The following is a 19886-nucleotide window of genomic DNA, read 5'->3' on the forward strand; positions in this document are numbered from 1 at the left end:
AAAAAGATAATAAGCAATCCATAAATCATAATCATGAGAAAAAAAATAGTAGCCGGTAACTGGAAAATGAATTTAGATTATAACGAAGGTATTTCGTTATTCAGTGAAATTGTAAATATGGTTAAAGATGAACGCAAGGGCGATCAACTGGCTATTATTTGCTCACCGTTTATTCATTTAAATAGCTTAGCGAAATTGGGGGGCAACGATGTTAAAATTGGTGCACAAAATATTCACGATAAAGAAAGCGGTGCTTACACAGGCGAAATTTCGGCAAAAATGGTGAAATCTGTTGGTGCTGAGTATGTTATTTTAGGTCACTCTGAGCGCAGACAATATTTTGCAGAAAGCAATGAATTATTGGCAGAGAAAACCAAAATTGCTTTGGCAAATGGTTTAACACCAATTTTTTGTATTGGCGAAACATTAGACGAGCGTAACAACGGCAGTTATTACGAAGTACTTAAAAAACAGCTGATAGAAGGTGTTTTCAGTTTAAGTGATGCAGATTTTTCTAAAATTGTAATTGCTTACGAGCCTGTTTGGGCCATTGGAACTGGTTTAACGGCTTCACCGGAGCAGGCACAGGATATTCATGCATTTATCCGTTCTGAAATTGAGGCCAACTATGGTTTTAATATTGCGGATGATACGACAATTTTATACGGAGGAAGCTGCAACCCTGGAAATGCGGCAAGCTTATTTGCCCAAAAAGATATTGATGGTGGCTTAATTGGTGGTGCATCATTAAAATCACGTGATTTTACAGACATTATTAAAGCTTTTAACAGCTAATGCAATATATTAAAGCAATATTCACTTTCAATAGTATTGAAGAATATCAGCAAGATTTGCTTATTGCAGATCTTGCTGATTTAGGTTTCGATACTTTCGAGGACAGCGACAAAGGTTTTACGGCTTTTGTTATTAAAGATAATTTTGAGGAATCTGCACTGAAGGTTATTTTATCTGCCTACGCTGACGATTTTACAACCGGATATACATTGGAAAATATTGCCGATGAAAACTGGAATGCAGAGTGGGAAAAGAATTTTAGTCCGCTTATAATTGATGATGTGTGTTATGTAAGGGCAACTTTCCATGAGCCACAGCCATCTTATCCGTACGAGATTATAATCGATCCTAAAATGGCTTTCGGTACCGGGCATCATCAAACTACAACCATGGTGATGCAGTATATTCTTTCTGCCGATATTAAAAACAGAACTATTTTAGATATGGGCTGCGGAACAGGGATTTTAGCCATTCTTGCCGCTAAATTAGGCGCTAAAAGTTTAGTCGCTATTGATTATGATGAAATTTGTTACGAAAGCACTTTAGAAAATGCAGCCTTAAACAACATCAATAATTTAACAGCTTTATGTGGCGGTAAGGAGGTAATTCCTAATGATGTTTTTGATGTTATTTTTGCTAACATTAACCGCAACATCCTTTTAGATCAGATTCATCGCTATGCGGAAGTTTTAAAGTCTGAAGGAAAAATTTTCTTTAGTGGTTTTTACCTGGAGCCTGATTTGGAGATGATTAAAGAGGAGTGTGCTAAGTTTAATATTGAATACATCGATCATAAGCAAAACGGAGATTGGATAGCCGCCCAGTTTGAGAAAAAATAATTAGGGATTCTGGAAGGTGTAAATGATTGGTTTTCGGGTTATTATCGTTTACCTGTCCAAAACTTAACTATTAAAATTAATTAATTCACTCATTCAACCATTAACAAATGCGTGTACATTTTATTGCAATTGCAGGTAGTGCCATGCACAATCTGGCTATTGCCCTACATAAAAAAGGATTTCAGGTTACTGGTTCTGACGATGTAATTTTTGAGCCGGCAAAATCAAGACTGGATAAATATGGCATTCTTCCGGCTGAACTTGGCTGGAATGAAAACCGGATTACGACTGATATTGATGTAATTATTTTGGGTATGCATGCCCGAATTGATAATCCGGAATTGTTAAAAGCGCAGGAACTTGGCCTAAAAATCTATTCTTATCCTGAATACATTTACGAGCAAAGTAAAGATAAACTTCGTGTAGTTATTGGTGGTAGCCATGGTAAAACCACCATTACCAGTATGATTTTACATGTATTGAATTATTACAGCCGTGATTTTGACTATCTGGTAGGTGCACAACTTGCTGGTTTTGAAACCATGGTTAAAGTAACAAATGAGGCGCCTGTAATGATTATTGAGGGCGATGAATACTTAGCTTCTCCAATAGACAGAAGACCCAAATTTCATCTTTATAAGGCTAATGTTGCTGTAATTAGCGGTATTGCCTGGGATCACATTAATGTGTTTCCAACTTATGCAGATTATACCAGTCAATTTGATCAGTTTATTAATACAGTTGAGCCTAACGGAAAACTAATTTATTGCGAGGCAGATGCTGATTTGAATGAAATTGTTGGCAATTCAAAAGCGCCCGTTGAAAAAATTGGTTATGCCATTCCGGAACATGAAATTAAGGATGGAGTAACTTATTTATTGCCTGATCATACCGCTTTGAAAATATTCGGAGATCATAATTTAATGAATTTAAACGCAGCTAAATTGGTTTGTGCACAGCTTAACCTTTCAGAAGTTGAATTTGATAAAGCCATTTCTTCTTTCACCGGTGCAGCCAAACGTTTGGAAGTAATTTCTGCTGATGAATTTACGAATGTGTATAAAGATTTTGCACATTCTCCATCAAAGCTTAAAGCTACAATTGAAGCGGTTAAATTGCAGTTTACAGCACGCAAATTAGTTGCCTGTATTGAGCTGCATACGTTTAGCAGTTTAAATAAAGATTTTCTACAGGAGTATACCGGAAGTATGGACATGGCTGATGAAGCCATTGTTTTTATAGATTTAAAAAGCTTTGAACAAAAAAGAATGGAACCTTTTACGGAGGATGATGTGCAGCAGGCATTTTCAAATCCCGATTTAAAATTCTTTAATGATGCATCTAAGTTAAAAGCTTATTTATTGAGCCTAAATTACAAAAATGCCAATTTATTAATGATGAGTTCTGGCAATTATGCGGGTTTTGATTTACCTGAACTGGCAACAGAATTAAAAAGATAATCCAGGTTACCTGAAATGAAAAGTATTGGTGAAAATATTAAGCAAAGTAGGGTTGCCCTTGGGTTAAGTCAGGCTGATGCCGCTAAAAAGCTTAATATTTCTACACCAGGGTTTTGCAAAATTGAAACAGGACAAACTGATTTAAATGTTTCCAGGTTATTTCAGATTTCAAAAACATTTAAAGTTTCAGTTATAGAGTTACTCTCTGGTAAACCAGAAGAACCTACCTCCTCATCAGAAGAGGTTAGTGCTTTAAAGCAAACTCTTCTTGAAAAAGAAGAAGAGATCAATAAACTTAGAAAAAAGGTTATTGATCTCTATGATAAATTAGGAATGTAGATTTTTTGATTTATGGTTACGGCAAGCTAAAATTTCCAGTTTGCAACAACAAAATGCCGGTAATTTTATCTATTAAAAAATCTTCCGCATGGTTAAATGTCTTTTGCCAAATGTTGCGCCGGTAGCTTTGTGTATGGAAATCATTTGTTCATTAAAATCACCAACCCAACTTAACTCCAGCTCCTTGTATTGATTTTTAGGCAATACATATTCGCCCAACTGGATAAACAGTACAGATTCTAAGCCATGTTTCTGGAATTTGTGTTTAGTTCCCATTACAATGGCCCTCATACGGGTTACACCAACCCAACGCCTGTAAGCAAACTTTAATTTTTCTACAAGACCAAGTTTACCATTAAAACCTTTAATCATCTGGTTTGCATCCGGAATAAGTACAACAAACGAAGCCGGCTCGCCATTAAAATAGGCAAATTGGATTAAATGCTCGTCCATAATAGGCTCCATGCTTTTAAAACTTTCCTGTAGGGTTTCTTTTTTAATGGGTACAAAATTTTCAAAGTCCTGCCAGCCGTCATTGTATATTTCCATTAAATCAGAAATGTACTTATCCGCATTTTTCTTACTAAAATATTCAAAAGTATAGCCAGGTTTTTTTCTTACCCAATTGGCAATTTTTGTGAAACGTTCGGGAAATGGGATGGTTAAATTAATGTGATTGGTCAGCTGTTCGTATTCCGTTTTAAAGCCATAAGTTTCGAACAGGTTTTTATAATAAGGGAAATTGTAATTCATACCGAAAGATGGTGGTGTAAAACCTTCAACCAGCAAACCCCAGAAACTATCGTTTTCTCCAAAGTTAATGGGGCCATCCATAGCCTTCATGTCATTTTCGGTTAACCAGGCTTTTGCCGTATCAAAAAGCAGGGCAGAAGCCTTTAAATCATCTATACATTCAAAAAAACCAATGCCTCCGGTTGGTTGCTCATAATTAAAAGCCTTTTTTTCATTTATAAATGCAGCAATGCGTCCAATTAAGTTCCCTTTATCATCTTTTAAAACCCAACGTGTGCATTTACCATATTCAAAAAATGGATTTTTATCGGAGTTAAACACATTTTCAATCTCTGAATCCAAAGGGCAAATCCAGTTTTTATCGTTTTTATAGAGCGTTTTGGCAGTATTTAGAAAGTCTTCTTTTAAAGAGGGAGTGGTTACAACTGTAATTTGCATGGGCAGGTTTAAAAATTAAAAAGCATCCTGCCAGTGGGCGGATGCTTTTTCAAATATATATCTTTAAATATTAATAATCGTCGTCGTCGTCATCAAAATTGTCGAAGTTATCAAGATCATCCAATGGAAGATCAAAATCATCTTCATCATCATCCTGAGGCTTCTTTTTGGTGGTTTGAACCTCATCATCATCTTCTAATTCATCTTGATCATCTACCTGCTTCTTGGTAGTTGGTTTTGCTGGGGATTTCTTCGGGGTTTTCATTACACAAAAATAAAAATTGCTTTTATAGTTTAAAAATACAAAAAAACTTTTTTTAATAACAAACTGAATGCAAACAAATTAAAATATTTTATTCAATCGTTTCTCCAACTGTATTTTCTTCTTTGGCGATGTCTTTTAACTGTGGCAGTTGTGTTAAATTGTTTAGGCCGAAGTAATCCATAAACAAAGCACTGGTGCTGTATAAAATTGGCCGTCCCGGTGTTTCGGCCTTACCGTTAATACTGATCAGCTCTTTTTCCAGTAACCTTTGAACGGAGTAATCAGAGTTTACTCCTCTTATTTGTTCGATTTCCAGTTTTGTAATGGGCTGGCGGTAAGCGATAATGGCTAATGTTTCCATTGCCGCCTGACTTAACTTTTTCTTTGAGCGGTGCAGCTGGAGCTGGTTTACGGTTTCGTGATATATTTTTTTTGTTAAAAACTGGTAACCATTATTAAGATGAATAAGTTCCATAGCATAATCATCCTGTAAATAACGATCTTTTATCAGCAGTATATTTTCCTCAATTAATTTTTCTTCGTAGGGTTGGTCAAACACAGCGCTAAGTGCTGCTGCAATTTCCTGTACGCTGATGCTTTGTACGGATGAAAAGATAAGGGCTTCAATGTGCCTGATGATATTGGTTTGTGGCATATACAAAAATATAATTTTTGGGCATAAAAAAAGCGGTCTCGCTTTTTAAAAACAAGACCGCTTTCAACACACAAATGAAACCTGAATTAAGATATAGTTTTAGGTTAGGTTGTTAAATATCTATATCAATTCTATAAGAACGTTTTGATAAACACTATCGTTTATTTCTAAGACAAGTTTAAGGCTAAAGCTTCAATCTTTCAGGTTCTATTTAGTGAGTGGTATTAATAATTGAGTAAACGGTAAATAATCTATTTTAATGGTATAGAAATGAACACGGTTGTACCATTTACTGCATTTTGTTTTACGCTCAGGTGTATAGGTTTTGCTCCAATCTGACCTAAAAGGTTTAATCTCTCTTGGGTAAGTTGCATGCCTTTACTAATATGTGTTTCTTTTTTATCTTTTAATGAGTTATCTATTCCAATTCCATCGTCAATTATTTCAATATTTAAATGCGTTTCGCTTTCAATGCGCATTTTGATCTGAATTTCACCTCCCGTTTCTTTGGGCATAATGCCATGCCATATTGCATTTTCTACATAGGGCTGTAAAAGCATAGAAGGAATAAAGGTTTCTTCCAATTCAATTTTTGGATCTATAGAAAAAAGATATTGCAGTTTATCACCAAAACGGTTTTTTTCCAGTTTTAAATATAAATTCAAATATTCAAGCTCTTCCTCCAATGAAATGTAACTCTTGGTACAAATCTCCAGGTTCTTTCTAATCAGGCGCGCAAACCCCGTTAAAACCTTATTAGCTGATGCCGTATTCTGCGTATTGATGTAGTGCTGGATAGAGTTCATCACATTAAACACAAAATGTGGATTCATCATGGCTTGTAAAGCTTGCTGCTCGAGCATTAAAACTTTATTTTTTAATCGCAATTGTTCCTGTTCCTTATCTTTTTGCTTTCTGGTAATGTAAACAGCAACCTTATAAAAAATATAACCAACCAACAATATCAGGATGGATAAAAACCATAAGCTTTGCCAGAAATGTTTCTTAATGGTGAACGCAATTTTTGCCGATGGCCCCCAATTGCTGTTCTGGCTTTTGGCACTTACTTCAAAAACATAATCTCCAGGTTGTAATGCCGAAAAATCCAACCGTCTTGTTCTGGTTTCTACCCAGCTTGTATTTTCATTCAATCTGTATCGATAAGTAATGTCGCTGGTGGTAAAATCTACAGCACTAAAAGTAAAAAGAATGGTATTGTTGCCGGTTTCAAAGGTGAAATTGGTTTTATTTAAAGGTAAACGTTCTTTATCCTTAATAATAGAAGTTACATAAACCTTGGGTAAATTGCGGCTAATGCTATTATTATTGTATTTAAATAATATTAAACCTCGGTTGGTCCCAAAATAAGCGGTGCTGTCGTCTATATATAAACTATTAATATCATCACTTAAAAGGTCTTTTCCATAGTCAAAATTTAATACGGTTGGCAGGCTCGGGTAATTGGTTATTTTATTTACACCCTTACTGGTTAGTACCCAGATTTCGTTATTTTTTACAAACACTTTTGTGCAAACATTGCTTGTTAAACCTGCATTTTGTGTGATCTGACGGGTGATGCGGTTATTTTTATAAAAGATCAGGCCATAACCATCAGTTGCTAAAATCAGGGTTCCATCTGCCAGTTGCTGGATATCGTTTATCCTTTTGGTTAGCAAAACACTATTTTCGTAATGCTTGATTAGCTTTCCGTTAGAAAACTGCGATAATCCATTAATATTTGAAAACCATAAATTTCCTTCCCGGTCATAAAATGCGTGGTAGGAGCGGTCTTTAAAAAAATCTTCTTTTTCTCTATATTTTAAGGAATTAAATTCCAGTTTTTTAATCCTGTCTGATAGGAATACAACGCCCGAAGATAAGGCCAGGGCCAAATGGTTGTCTTTTTCGCTTAGGCTAAAGTGTTTAACCACAAACATGGAGTTGTTTACTTCTTTTAAGTAGGAAACTTCATCGTAGGTGTTGTAAATATTTTTAAATACGCCCATGCCGTAATCAGAGGCGAAATAAATAGATTCATTTTTCGGATCATAAGTGATTTGTTTAACAACCCTGTACTTTTTAAAATCTGTTAGCCCGATTTCCTGTACATTATAATTGCTGATGTTTAATACATCTACTACAGCATCATCAGTTCCGAGCCAAAGTCTGTTTTTACCATCCTTAGTAATGCTTTTAATCACATTACTGCTCAACCCTGATTCGGCATCAATTATAGATAAACGGGCATTTACATTAGGTAACATATAAATCCCCTGGTTGGTGGCAAACCACATATTCTGATTGCTGTCTTTTATGGCTTGATTAACCGGAATATCCTGTAAATACTGGATGGTTTTTCCACTTTGGTTCATGGCCAGTACACCATTTGAATTGGCCAGCCAAACCTCTTTGGCAATTTTATCATAATAAAAATAGCCAGACATATTCTTAATCAGGTTTTGTGGAACATTAATTAAAGATTGAATGGTGCCATTTTTAAATTCCTTTACTCCGCTTTGATCCAGGTAAATTAAAGATTGATCTGGCCTGTTGCACGCGCTCATGTAAGAAAGCGGTTTAACATTGGAACTAATCAGGTTAAAAGTTTTTCCATCAAATTTTTGAACGCTTGAATCACTGTAAGAAAAAATATTTCCTTTTTCATCCTCATGAATAAAAGCATTGGTAAACTGATTTTTAGGGTGTGGAGATACAAATTTTTTAACCGATTTTCCATCCCAAAGTGCAATCAGATTAGCGTTTGTACCCAACCATATCCTGCCTGTTTTATCTTCTAAAAAGGAAACCACAACGGTATTAAAGCTCAGTTCCTTTAATAATTTATTGTTGTCTCTGTTGTAAAATTTACCATCCTGAAAATAGCTTAGCTGTCCGTTTAATGCCAGAAACCATAATCTGCCTTGTCTATCTTCCCTGATCTGAAGAATCTGTGTATCGGGCAAGCCATCTTCAATAGAGAAATTCTGGAAATTTGTCCCATCAAAACGGCTCAGGCCACCGTCTGTCGCAATCCAGATAAAACCCTTTTTATCCTGAAGGATATAATAACAATTGTTGCTGGCTAAACCATTTTTTGAGGTGTAGTGAGGCAAATAAGTGGTTTGCGCATGGGTATTTGCAGCAGAAAAGATAATAGAGAACAATATCCAGCAAAAAAGTAAGACCATTCTGAATCCCGTATTAACTTTAATATTTAACGGTAAAGTACTGGTCATTTTTATTGGATTAATGATCGTTATTGGATTTGGTAAATAGTTTTATTTTTTCAAAAAAATCACTTGCTCTTCTTCTGGAAACGTTTATGCTGTCGCCATTTTTTAAAAAGGCCTGTAAACCATTTTTCGAGTTGTATTCTTTTAAATGGTTTAAATTGATAATACTTGATTTATGGATCCTTACAAACTGATCGGAGGGAAGCAGTTCTTCAAACTCGCGCAGTACTTTAGAAACAGCAATTTTATCCTGATTGTTTAAATGGAAAACAGAATAATTACTATCGGCCTCAATATAAATAATATCGTCAACATCAATCATTTTAAAGCCCTGACCATGCGGTAAAGTCAGTTTTCTGATCTCTGATTTGCTGTTTAAGCTCGAAGCTAAGTTGCTGATCCGCTCGTCTGTTTCGTTGTTTTGGTGCAGTTTAATGTGTTGGGCTACTTTATCAACCGCAATTTTAAGTTCGTCAATATCAATAGGTTTTAAAAGATAGTCGAGCGCATTGGCCTTAATGGCTTTAAGCGCATACTGATCATAAGCTGTGGTGAAAATAACTGCAGCATGATGCTTTTGTGCATCAGGAATAAGTTCAAAACCATTTCCTCCAGGCATGGCAATATCCAGAAAAATCAGGTTAATGGGGTGATGAGCCAAAATTTCCTTCGCTTCGGCCACAGAGCGGGCAATGCCGGTAATTTCTACATCAGGACAATTTTGTTGTAGCAGAAAAAATAGAGATGATCGGGCAAACTCCTCATCATCAACAATAATGGCTTTTAATACGGTCATAATTCCAGGTTTGTGAATGTATTAAAATCGATTTATAAAAAAAAATGTAATTGTAGAAAACTGTATGTAGAAATGTCACGTATATATCACCAAACGAAATCAAAAACTCTAAACATAAGGTATATGGAACTATCGTGCAGCAACTTACAAAAATTACAAAGTGTTTGCTCATTATACATTCATAACCACTAAAAACAATTAAGACTTATGAAAAACAATGAACTAGAAACACAGAATGAACTTCAGGACGAAAGTTTATTTAAAGCTAGACTTGGTCGCAGATCATTTCTTCAGTTTGCAGGTGCTGGCGCAGCAGGTGTTGCATTAGTTGCAGCGGGTTGCCGCAAAGATAGAATGACAACCATTCCTTCCGGTACAGGTACCACATTAGATTTTAAAGATGATTTTGGTGTATTGAATTACGCTTATGCTTTAGAACAATTAGAAGCCGCATTTTATATTCAGGTTGCTTCAAACCCACCATCAGCCTTTAGTCCAGCAGAAAGAGCTTATTTTCAAGATATTCAATTCCATGAAATTGCACACAGAGAATTTTTCAAAAATGCTTTGGGAAACAATGCAATTGGAAGTTTAGAGGTAGATTTTTCGAGCATTACGTTTTCAGACCGTTCGAGTGTTTTAGGTGCTGCAAAAGCATTTGAAGATTTGGGTGTTGCTGCGTATAATGGTGCGGGTGTTCGCATTCAAACGGATGCTTATTTGGTTTTAGCGGGTAAAATTGTATCAGTAGAAGCACGCCATGCGGCTTACATCCGCGATTTAATTACACCAGGTAGTTTTTCTGGAAGTGATGTAACCGATCCAACAACAGGGTTAGATAAAGCTTTTACGCCTGATGTTGTATTAGCTGCTGCTGGTAAATACATCAAAACAAAAATTAACGTAATTAATTTATAATCTCCTAAAATCAGAAAACATGAATATCTTAAATATAATAGAAGAAATTGAAAAAGTTGACGGCGAAATCTATGAAAGACTAAGCCCGCGCAGATCAGCTATGAAAGATTTTTACTCAATGGGTAAAAAAATTGCACTTGCAGCTGCGCCATTAGCTCTTGGATCAATGTTTCAGAAAGCATATGGCCAAAATCAAACTCCAGCTGCTGTAGCGGATGTACTTAATTTTGCATTAACATTAGAATATATAGAGTTTCATTTTTACAACCATGGAATTGAAGCTGCTCCCGGTTTAATAACGGATGCAACTGCATTGGCAGCTTTAAAAGTAATCCGTGATCACGAATCTGCTCACGTAACCTTATTAAGAGGAGCTTTGGGTTCGTCTGCAATTGCGCCAATTACTTATGCACAGTTAGATTTTACTGCTAAAGGTACTTTTCCAACTGTTTACTCTGATTATGATACTTTCTTAGCTGTTGCACAGGCCTTTGAAGATACTGGAGTAAGAGCTTATAAAGGACAGGCAACTGCTTTAAAAAGAAATGCTGCATTAACTACAGCGCTTCAAATTCACTCAGTAGAAGCACGCCATGCTTCGCACATCAGATCTATGCGTGCTGCCCGTGGTGCTAAAAAACCAGATGGTACACCAATTAAACCATGGATTGGTTTAGGCGCAAATAACTCTTCAAATGATACAGGTATTGCAGCTGTAGATGGAAATTATGCAGGAGAAAACCTGGATGTTCAGGCTAATATTACCATTACTGGTATTAATGGAACCGCAGTAACAAAACTGGCTGCTGTAGAATGCTTTGATGAGGCATTAGATAAAGCAGCTGTATTGGCTTTGGTAACTCCATTTATAAGATAGACTAATAATTTTTAATTATTTGATTTAGTAATGTTTGTTTAAGGTAGGGAGGCAGAATTTAGGTTCTGTTTCCCTTTTTTTATTAATTATTTTCGTTTATACATTTTATACAACCTGCCTTCAAAGGTAAAAGCAAGTGTATCTGTATCATTTTGCGGAATATTAAATTGTGTAAAAGAATAGGAATCGCCTTTGAAATGGGTAGCTATATTTTTAAGCTTTAAAGTATTGTAGTATCTATAATCTTGGGAAAAATGAGGTTTGAAATGACCTGCACCACCATTACCCGTTGGTGTACCTGTTGGATAAAAAGCCATATTAAGATTAAAGTCATTACGTTTTATAGTTGATGAATCCGCAACAGATAAGTTTTGTCCTTCTTCCCGGTTTCTATTTCTATACTTGTCTTTATAAAAACCTGGGCATAAAATTTCAATACTCTGCTGGTCATCATAACTAAAGATATATAGATTGCCCTCCTTACTACATTTTATATAGCTTATATTTTGGTAGCCGTCTGTATTTTCATTAAAATCGTAAACATCGCCCAGGCTGTTTAGAAAAGTAGAAAATTTAGTATATTTAGTTTTGTATTTCTCCTTAAGGATTTCTTTCGTTTCGCCAGACTTATATTCAATAATCCTGTCAGTGCCGCCTTTATAATTGTTTTTGTCTATACCTCTTTCTCGATCTAAAAAGACATCAAAACTTTGAGGTACACCAAATTTAAATGTACGTATTGGCACTGGTTTAAAAGTTTTACTGTCGTACGCCAGGTATTTTGTAGTGTCATTATTTACAAAATGTGCCGTTATTAAAAGATTGTGCACCGTATCGATGACTATTCCGCTGTTAAAACTTCCAAAATTATGTTTGATTTTACCCGTTTTGGTCATGACCGAGTACTGGTCTACAGATTTTTTATCCCTATAATAAATAAGAAAGTTTTCCGTGCCGGGAATTTCGGTGTAATGAGTTATCGATAGGTTATTACTTTCTATCATTAAGCTGGCATTCGTGTGTTTTGGAAATTCTGGCCAATCGGGATGGGTATCTTTTTGTGGAATTTTATATCCTATGCAAAAGCAGATTATAATAAACAATCCAATAAGTATGACCGAAAATATAATAACTTTCTTCATTTTTATAGTAGCATTATATTAAATGATAATTCAAATTATGCTTTCAGAGGACGCTTAATAATCAACAAATTGATGTTAAATTTTCTAAAATAAAAATGTAAATCGAAATTATCACGTAGAAGGATGAACAAAAAAGGGTTCTAATCAGAACCCTTTTTAATCTTAGTAAGTAATTACCTGTTCTTCTAAATGTTCAGGCAAATCTCTGTAGTTATATTTTTGTCCACGTAATTGTGGCTCAAAACCTGCTTGTTTAATGGATTGTTGAATGCCATTAGCTGTAAAACGGTGAGGTGCACCAGCAGCCGAAACTACATTTTCTTCGATCATAATCGATCCAAAATCATTGGCGCCTGCATGTAAACACAATTGCGCTGTAGCTTTACCAACTGTTAACCAGCTGGCTTGAATATTTTTAACATTAGGCAGCATAATACGGCTTAGGGCAATCATCCTGATGTATTCATCTGCTGTAACATTATTGCTTATTCCTCTTAATCTTTTTAATAACGTACCATCATCCTGGAAAGGCCATGGAATGAAGGCTAAAAATCCATTTGCATCAGCAGGTTTTTCACTTTGTACCTGTCTTATCCAAACCAAATGCTCAAAACGTTCTTCAATAGTTTCTACGTGGCCAAACATCATTGTTGCTGAAGTGGTGATATCCAGCTGGTGGGCCGCTCTCATTACATCGAGCCATTCCTGACCGCCACATTTGCCTTTAGAAATTAAACGACGAACACGGTCATTTAAAATTTCAGCACCCGCACCCGGTAAAGAGTCCATACCTGCTTCTTTTAAAGCTTTTAAAACCTCTGTATGGCTTAAACCTTCAAGTTTTGCAACGTGAGCAATTTCCGGTGGACCTAAAGCATGTAATTTTAAGTTGGGATATAATTCTTTTAATTTTTTGAAAAGATCAGCATAAAAAGCCAGGCCCAAATCTGGGTGGTGCCCACCTTGTAACAAGAGCTGATCGCCACCTAAACGAAAAGTTTCTTCTATTTTTACTTTATAGGTTTCAATATCAGTGATATAGCTCTCGTCGTGCCCTGGCCTGCGAAAGAAATTACAGAATTTGCAATTGGCAATACACACATTTGTGGTATTTACATTGCGATCGATTTGCCAGGTTACTTTACCGCTTGGTACCTGAATTTTTCTGAGCTCGTTGGCCACAAACATAAGTGATGCCGTATCAGCATTATGGTATAAATGGACACCTTCTTCAAGACTTAAAAACTCAAAATGTAATGCCCGTTGCAGTAAATCGGCTGTATTCATATTGCAAAAATACTAAATTGTTTATACAACAGTGCGCAGTTATTATGGCAGAAAAGTAAATTTTTGATATAAAAAAAGAGCGGTTGTAATTAAACAACCGCTCCTAAATGATGTTTTAGTTTTTATTTCAAGGCTAATAAAAAACCAATGGTAAAGTTTGCGTCCCAATCAAATACAAAAGTATCGCAGTTGGTTGCATCTTTAATGGCTTTGTAAATGTTTACACCGCTCTTGATTTTAATTTTATCCGTATTGTATTTATCCGGATTGTTTAAAACAGTAAATCTTTCTTCGCCTGCACGAGTTTGCTTTGCAAGTTCGAACGGAACACCGCCAATGATAAAACATACTTCGCGTTTTCCTGAAGGAATTTTTGAAGCGATGGATTTAACCACATTGTAAACGGCATCGTCCTTTAAATTTTTCTCATAATATTTAGCACCCGGTGCTTCAGCAGATTTAATATCGCCGTCCATCCACGAAACTTTTGTATTACCCGAACCAATATCTACAACAAAAGAATTGTCGTAGTATGAAGGTGGCAAAACGCATTTTAAAGCGAGTTTACCTTCTTGCTCTGCTGTAACTAAGTTAACAACAAACCCCATTTTCTTTAATTCGGAAACAATAGCCGTTGTTTTAGGCTCTTTTTGTGCGCCTGAGCTGATTACAAAATGAATATTTTTGGATTTTACGCCTTTATCAAACATTGCGCCTATATAATCTTTTAGGCCGGTTCTAATGTCGGCAGTGCTGGCCATTCCTTCGTAAACAAAAGATTTACCGAAATCTTTAGAAATAATTTCCCAACGTTTTTCTTTATCTATATTGACTACAAAAGAGTTAAAACCAGAAGCACCTACTTCAACAACACCTTTGTACTCACCATTTACTGGTTTTTCGGGGGTGTAGTTAAAAGTTCTTTTGTCGTCACTTTTTACAGCAGGAGACGATGATACCTGCTCGGTGCTGTCTTTTTTACTTCCGCCGGGATTTGATACGGCATCAATTTTTCCCGATTCAAAAGCCCAGTAACCTAAGCCAATGATTGGTATTGCAATAACAATTGCTTTTATAGGCCAGCGTAATCTTGCCCAGATCGATTTTTCTTCCATTTTTTGGTATGTTTTAATTTAAATGTTGATTAGTCTAATAATGAAAATCCCTTATCTACTTTTTCTTCAGGTTTAAGTTCGTAAGAAGCATCGGCCATTCTGCTCACATTAAGCATTTTAAGGTTACGGTCGTCTACTTTTTTGATAAACTCTTCTAATTCACTTTGTGATGGGGCACCACCAACGGTAATGTTATTATTTTGGTCTAAGAAATCTAAATTGGAGCGGATAGAGGCTATGTTTTGGCTTATGGCACCGGTAGCTGCATTCATAGCCTCCTGGAAAGCCCAGCCATCTTTAATGTTAAATACTTCTGCAAGTCCTTCAGTAGCATTTTTCATTTTCTGAGTAGCCTCTAATTTTTTAGATATAATGGAAATGCTGCTGTCAAGCGTACTTACATAAATGCGGGCAGCACTTTCGTTATCTTTTAAAACTTCTAAAACCTTGGCAAACTGATTGGCATATTGTACATAACTTCTGGCATTTTGCTCTTCGGCTTCGCCTTCCTTACCTAAAAGAAATGCTTTGGTGCGTGTTTCTTTTGCATCTCGGTTTAAATCGTTTGCTTTTTCAACATTATTATTTGTGGTTTCCAGTTTTGCCTTTTCATCTAAACTTGCAGCTTCAACTGTAAAACGTTTGGCATAAGTATATTTTTCTTCGGCAGTTTTTTGGGCAGTTTCTCCGCTTTGAACCATATCAATGCGCACGCCATCAACATTTGCAATTTTATCTTTTACTCTTTTTAAAGTGTCTTTTGCATCTTGTGATAACAGTTGAAGCGTTTCAATAGGATTGCCTCTGATGATGGCTTTTTCGCCTTTAAAAATCAGAATTGTACCTAATCTGTTTAATAAAGCAATAATTTTTGGAGCCAATAAAAGCAATACAATTAGTATAATGCTAAAAATGACTAACAATATACTCTTAGCTGCATAAACGAGCATAATTGGAAGAAATTTAAAAAATGCGAAAGCACCTCCTAAAATTAATGCCCAAAAAAAGATATTGGAGATTACCTTTTTACCTTCAGGTGTTTGTACCTGGCTTGGAAGATGATCGCCGAGAACCTGGAATATAGGCAGCTGGCTTTTAATTTCAGCCGGAATATTTACATACTGATTTTTGTTTTCCATTACTTGTCGTTAATTTTAGTCGTTTAATTTATGTTTGTTTCAATAATATTTAGTGCTTTTTCAATATCAGCAATTACCTCATCAACGGCCGCATTACCAAGGGCAATTTTTTGGTCAATATCTTTTAGCTGCGGATCGTATTTAGCATTGATGCTCTTTAAATCCTGTTCTTTAGTTTGCAGTTTAGCTTTAAGATCTGCTATGTTCTGCTCAATTGATTTAATTTCATTTACCAAACTTTCTTTCTCATCAACCAGGCTGTTTTCTATGTTTTGTTTTTGCTGTTGTTTCTGGCTGCTTTCCTGATCTATAACTTTCTTTAACGCTGTAGCATAATTGCGTCCGGTGGTTAATAGTTTCTGTTTATTTAAGTCTTTTTCTACATATTTTAACGATGTAAAAGCAGCTTTAATGGTTGTTGCATCAATACTGCCCATTTCTGCGGCGGCATTCCAAACTTCAAAAAAGTCAAGCCCGGGTTCGTTCATTTTTTCAAGTATGCCCAAAACTTTTACTTTCATCTGCTTAACATCGGTAGCCCCAACTACAGTTACATTATCTTTTAGATTACCCTGTGCTTGGTAAGTTACAGGTTCGGGCGCTTTTGTATTAACGGGTGCAGAAGTTTGTTGCTCATCTGGTACTGCAGCACCTGTTTCCTCGCTATCTTCGAAAATTAATTTTTTTAAGCTGTTTAAAATTCCAAAAGAATTTTTTGCTGTTTCCTCGCCCATATTTAATGATTATCCGTTGCTAAAATAATAAAAATTGAATTGGTTAATGGGCAAAAAATATGTTTTAGCTTGAATAATTATAAAAGATTAGAAAAAACATCTGATGCGGCTGTCATAATTATCAATCGCTTTCTACTAAATGAATTATTAAATTATCTTTACCCCTCTAAAAATAGATAATGGTAGATTTTAATCGTTTTACACTAACCAATGGTTTAAAGGTTTTGGTACATGAAGACCCAACCACACCAATGGCTGTTTTAAATATTTTATATGATGTAGGTGCTCGTGATGAGGATGCCGATAAAACCGGCTTTGCACACCTGTTTGAGCATTTAATGTTCGGCGGCTCTGTAAATATTCCAAGTTACGATGAGCCATTGCAAAGGGTAGGCGGAGAGAATAATGCGTTTACAAGTAATGATATTACCAATTACTACATTACGTTGCCTGCTGAAAATATAGAAACGGCTTTCTGGCTGGAAAGCGACCGTATGTTAAGTCTTGCTTTCTCTGAAAAAAGTTTAGAAACACAAAGAAACGTGGTGAGCGAAGAATTTAAACAGCGCTACCTAAACCAACCTTATGGTGATGTTTGGTTAAAACTGCGTCCGCTTGCCTATAAAAAACATGCTTATCAATGGGCAACTATCGGGAAAGAACTGTCGCACATTGAGGATGCAACCATGACGGATGTTAAGGCTTTTTTTAAAAAGCACTATACCCCTCAAAATGCAATTTTAGTTGTTGGAGGGAATGTCAAGACAGAAGATGTTAAAAAGCTTGCGGAGAAATGGTTCGAGCCTATCCCTGCAGGGGATAAGTATAACAGAAACTTAGTCCAGGAAGAACCTCAAACAGAAGCCCGTACAGAAACCGTTAAAGCCAAAGTGCCTTTAAATGCCATTTATATGGCCTTTAAAATGCCTGGCCGTTTAAGTGAGGATTATTACGCATACGATTTATTATCTGATATTTTATCCCGCGGACAATCATCGCGTTTGTACAATAGCTTGCTAAAAGAGCAACAACTTTTTAGCGATATTAATGCTTACATTTCGAGTAGTTTAGATCCTGGATTATTTATTGTTGAAGGTAAGTTAATTGAAGGCATAACCGTAGAAGCTGCAGAAAAAGCAATTTGGGCAGAACTGGAAAAAGTAAAAACTGAACTGGTTTCGGGTGATGAATTAACTAAGGTGAAAAATAAGGTAGAATCTGTTTTGGTATTTTCTGAAATGAGTTTGCTTGATAAAGCCATGAATCTGGCGTATTACGAATTGCTTGGTGATGCCGCTTTGTTGAACCAGGAAACCGATCAGTTTTTGAAAGTTACGGCAGAAGATATCAAGAGGATATCTAATGAAACTTTTACTGAAAATTCATCATCTACTTTATATTACTTAACAGAAGAAAATGCTTAACAGACAACAGGCGCCTGATTTTAAACAGGTTTCGACCATAAATTTTATACACCCTGAAAAAGCAGAACTGGACAATGGTATTCCTGTTTTTACAATTTATTCAGGAGAGCAGGATTTAGTGCGTATTGAATTTATTTTTAACAACGTAAACTGGAATCTTGAAAAACCTTTGCAGGCTATTGCTACAAGTACCCTGCTTAATAATGGAACCAAAAAATTCTCCGCTAAAGAAATTGCAGAACAGATTGATTTTTATGGCGCATTTTTTCAAACTGAATATGCGCAAGATCAGTCGTCAGTAACCCTTTATACTTTAAATAAACATTTGCCATCTGTTTTACCTATTGTTAAGGATATTCTTTCTAACAGTGAGTTTCCGCAATCAGAACTGGATCTTTATATCCAGAACCAGAAACAGAAACTTATGGTTAATCTCCAAAAGAATGATATTCTTTCGAGAAAGGAATTTGCACATGCCTTATTTGGTGATACTCCTTATGGTGTAGATATTCAGCTGCACCATTACGATGCATTAAAGCGAGAGGACCTTTTAGCCTATTTTAAAGCAGCTTATGTACCAAACAACTGTATAATTGTAGTTTCAGGTAAATTTGATGAAAAGAGTTTCAGCTTATTAAATACTGTAATGGGCAGCAATTGGGAAAAAAGCGAAGCGACAAAAAATGTCTTTAGTTTTAGCAAGGGTGAAAAAATAGCTGTTTATAAAGAAAAACCCGAAGCTATTCAGTCTGCCATCAGAATAGGAGGGCTGGCTGTAAATCGCAAGCATCAGGATTTTCCAGGTTTACAGATTTTAAACTGTGTTTTAGGCGGTTATTTTGGGTCACGTTTAATGGCTAATATCCGCGAAGATAAAGGCTATACCTATGGCATTGGTTCGGGGATATCTTCTTTAAAAGATGCAGGATACTTTTTTATATCGACTGAAGTTGGTGCTGATGTTTGCAGCAGTGCCCTGACCGAAATTTATAAAGAAATTAATACGCTTAGAAACGAACTTGTAGGCGAAGAAGAACTTAACCTGGTTAGAAACTATATGTTAGGCTCGATGCTGGGTAGCCTTGAAAATGTTTTTTCTCATGCCGATAAATTTAAGAACATCTATTTTTCTGGTTTAGAGTATGATTATTATGATAATTACATCCATACGGTGAAGAATATTAGCGCTGAAGAAATTAAAGCGATGGCTAATAAGTATTTAACAACCGAAAGTTTTACCGAGGTTGTAGTCGGGAAAAAATAGACAATAGTTATCATTAAAATACAAAGCATCTGTTTATAAACAGATGCTTTGTATTTTAATTCAATATTTTTTGTAGACATTCGTCATCCTGAACTATTTCAGAATCTTTATAGCCTAACGATTTAACTATTCCTGTATTGGCATAAATAAGCCGTTTGAACGGCTGCCTTTACTTTAAAAGATGCATTTGCCGCTACTTCGAAAGAACGACCAGCTGGAATAAGTTCCCAATTTGTTTTATTGGGAAGTAAAACAGATAATGTACCTTCAATAACATGCATAATTTCTTTAAGTGCCGTGTTAAACTCGTATTCTCCGGGATTAATTATACCAACGGTTGATTTGCCCGCTGAAGTTTCATAACCCAGTGATTTTACGTTTCCATCAAAGTATTGATTTTCTATTATCATAAT

Annotated in this window: 19 protein-coding genes; 8 read left to right on the forward strand and 11 right to left on the reverse strand. The window is 35.7% G+C overall.

What is annotated here, in order from left to right; all coding sequences use genetic code 11:
• The first annotated feature begins 33 nt into the window (after positions 1-33).
• The 4 genes from tpiA to R2Q77_RS07235 all read left to right on the forward strand — a co-directional run bounded on the left by tpiA (position 34) and on the right by R2Q77_RS07235 (position 3433).
• Complete coding sequence (gene tpiA / locus R2Q77_RS07220) at positions 34-795, forward strand: triose-phosphate isomerase (RefSeq protein WP_316803045.1); 762 nt, start codon at positions 34-36, stop codon at positions 793-795.
• Positions 795-1634, forward strand: a complete 840-nt coding sequence (gene prmA, locus R2Q77_RS07225) for a 50S ribosomal protein L11 methyltransferase (RefSeq protein WP_316803046.1) — start codon at positions 795-797, stop codon at positions 1632-1634. Before tpiA ends, prmA begins: the two co-directional genes overlap by 1 nt.
• A gap of 107 nt (positions 1635-1741) precedes the next feature.
• A complete protein-coding gene (locus tag R2Q77_RS07230) occupies positions 1742-3094 on the forward strand; it encodes a UDP-N-acetylmuramate--L-alanine ligase (RefSeq protein WP_316803047.1) in 1353 nt (450 codons plus the stop codon).
• A gap of 15 nt (positions 3095-3109) precedes the next feature.
• On the forward strand, positions 3110-3433 hold the full coding sequence (locus R2Q77_RS07235; RefSeq protein ID WP_316803048.1) for a helix-turn-helix transcriptional regulator: 324 nt from the start codon (positions 3110-3112) through the stop codon (positions 3431-3433).
• A 72-nt stretch (positions 3434-3505) separates the two neighbouring features.
• Here R2Q77_RS07235 and R2Q77_RS07240 read toward each other — a convergent pair whose 3' ends face one another.
• The 5 genes from R2Q77_RS07240 to R2Q77_RS07260 all read right to left on the reverse strand — a co-directional run bounded on the left by R2Q77_RS07240 (position 3506) and on the right by R2Q77_RS07260 (position 9573).
• Positions 3506-4624 (reverse strand): GNAT family N-acetyltransferase, encoded by a 1119-nt coding sequence (locus R2Q77_RS07240; RefSeq protein ID WP_316803049.1) that lies wholly within the window; start codon positions 4622-4624, stop codon positions 3506-3508.
• A 70-nt stretch (positions 4625-4694) separates the two neighbouring features.
• Positions 4695-4889, reverse strand: coding sequence for a hypothetical protein (locus R2Q77_RS07245; RefSeq protein ID WP_131537362.1), 195 nt, complete (start codon positions 4887-4889; stop codon positions 4695-4697).
• Between the two features lie 88 nt (positions 4890-4977).
• Positions 4978-5544 (reverse strand): SMC-Scp complex subunit ScpB, encoded by a 567-nt coding sequence (gene scpB, locus R2Q77_RS07250; protein WP_316803050.1) that lies wholly within the window; start codon positions 5542-5544, stop codon positions 4978-4980.
• Between the two features lie 251 nt (positions 5545-5795).
• Entirely contained in the window at positions 5796-8780 is a 2985-nt protein-coding gene (locus R2Q77_RS07255) for a two-component regulator propeller domain-containing protein (RefSeq protein WP_316803051.1), read from the reverse strand.
• Positions 8781-8790: 10 nt separating this feature from the next.
• Complete coding sequence (locus tag R2Q77_RS07260) at positions 8791-9573, reverse strand: LytTR family DNA-binding domain-containing protein (protein WP_316803052.1); 783 nt, start codon at positions 9571-9573, stop codon at positions 8791-8793.
• A gap of 207 nt (positions 9574-9780) precedes the next feature.
• Between R2Q77_RS07260 and R2Q77_RS07265 the strand changes: the two genes are divergently transcribed.
• Both R2Q77_RS07265 and R2Q77_RS07270 read left to right on the forward strand, forming a co-directional pair.
• Positions 9781-10491: a ferritin-like domain-containing protein gene (locus R2Q77_RS07265; RefSeq protein ID WP_316803053.1), complete on the forward strand. Its 711-nt coding sequence runs from the start codon at positions 9781-9783 to the stop codon at positions 10489-10491.
• 19 nt (positions 10492-10510) lie between these two features.
• Positions 10511-11368, forward strand: a complete 858-nt coding sequence (locus R2Q77_RS07270) for a ferritin-like domain-containing protein (protein ID WP_316803054.1) — start codon at positions 10511-10513, stop codon at positions 11366-11368.
• 86 nt (positions 11369-11454) lie between these two features.
• On the opposite strand, the gene R2Q77_RS07275 is transcribed toward R2Q77_RS07270, so the two are convergent.
• From R2Q77_RS07275 to R2Q77_RS07295, 5 genes are all read right to left on the reverse strand, one after another.
• On the reverse strand, positions 11455-12510 hold the full coding sequence (locus tag R2Q77_RS07275; protein ID WP_316803055.1) for a hypothetical protein: 1056 nt from the start codon (positions 12508-12510) through the stop codon (positions 11455-11457).
• A gap of 162 nt (positions 12511-12672) precedes the next feature.
• Positions 12673-13797, reverse strand: a complete 1125-nt coding sequence (locus R2Q77_RS07280; RefSeq protein WP_316803056.1) for a CofH family radical SAM protein — start codon at positions 13795-13797, stop codon at positions 12673-12675.
• 122 nt (positions 13798-13919) lie between these two features.
• Positions 13920-14912: a hypothetical protein gene (locus R2Q77_RS07285; RefSeq protein ID WP_316803057.1), complete on the reverse strand. Its 993-nt coding sequence runs from the start codon at positions 14910-14912 to the stop codon at positions 13920-13922.
• A gap of 29 nt (positions 14913-14941) precedes the next feature.
• Positions 14942-16051: a hypothetical protein gene (locus R2Q77_RS07290; protein WP_316803058.1), complete on the reverse strand. Its 1110-nt coding sequence runs from the start codon at positions 16049-16051 to the stop codon at positions 14942-14944.
• Between the two features lie 23 nt (positions 16052-16074).
• Positions 16075-16785, reverse strand: a complete 711-nt coding sequence (locus R2Q77_RS07295) for a hypothetical protein (protein WP_316803059.1) — start codon at positions 16783-16785, stop codon at positions 16075-16077.
• Between the two features lie 179 nt (positions 16786-16964).
• Here R2Q77_RS07295 and R2Q77_RS07300 point away from each other — a divergent pair, with 179 nt between their 5' ends.
• Both R2Q77_RS07300 and R2Q77_RS07305 read left to right on the forward strand, forming a co-directional pair.
• Positions 16965-18209, forward strand: a complete 1245-nt coding sequence (locus R2Q77_RS07300) for a pitrilysin family protein (RefSeq protein WP_316803060.1) — start codon at positions 16965-16967, stop codon at positions 18207-18209.
• Entirely contained in the window at positions 18202-19473 is a 1272-nt protein-coding gene (locus R2Q77_RS07305; protein ID WP_316803061.1) for a pitrilysin family protein, read from the forward strand. Before R2Q77_RS07300 ends, R2Q77_RS07305 begins: the two co-directional genes overlap by 8 nt.
• Before the next feature lie 122 nt (positions 19474-19595).
• Here R2Q77_RS07305 and R2Q77_RS07310 read toward each other — a convergent pair whose 3' ends face one another.
• On the reverse strand, positions 19596-19883 hold the full coding sequence (locus R2Q77_RS07310) for a pyrimidine/purine nucleoside phosphorylase (protein ID WP_316803062.1): 288 nt from the start codon (positions 19881-19883) through the stop codon (positions 19596-19598).
• Between the last annotated feature and the right edge of the window lie 3 nt (positions 19884-19886).

The sequence above is a fragment of the Pedobacter nototheniae genome, assembly GCF_032678625.1.
GTDB classification, from domain to species: domain Bacteria; phylum Bacteroidota; class Bacteroidia; order Sphingobacteriales; family Sphingobacteriaceae; genus Pedobacter; species Pedobacter nototheniae_A.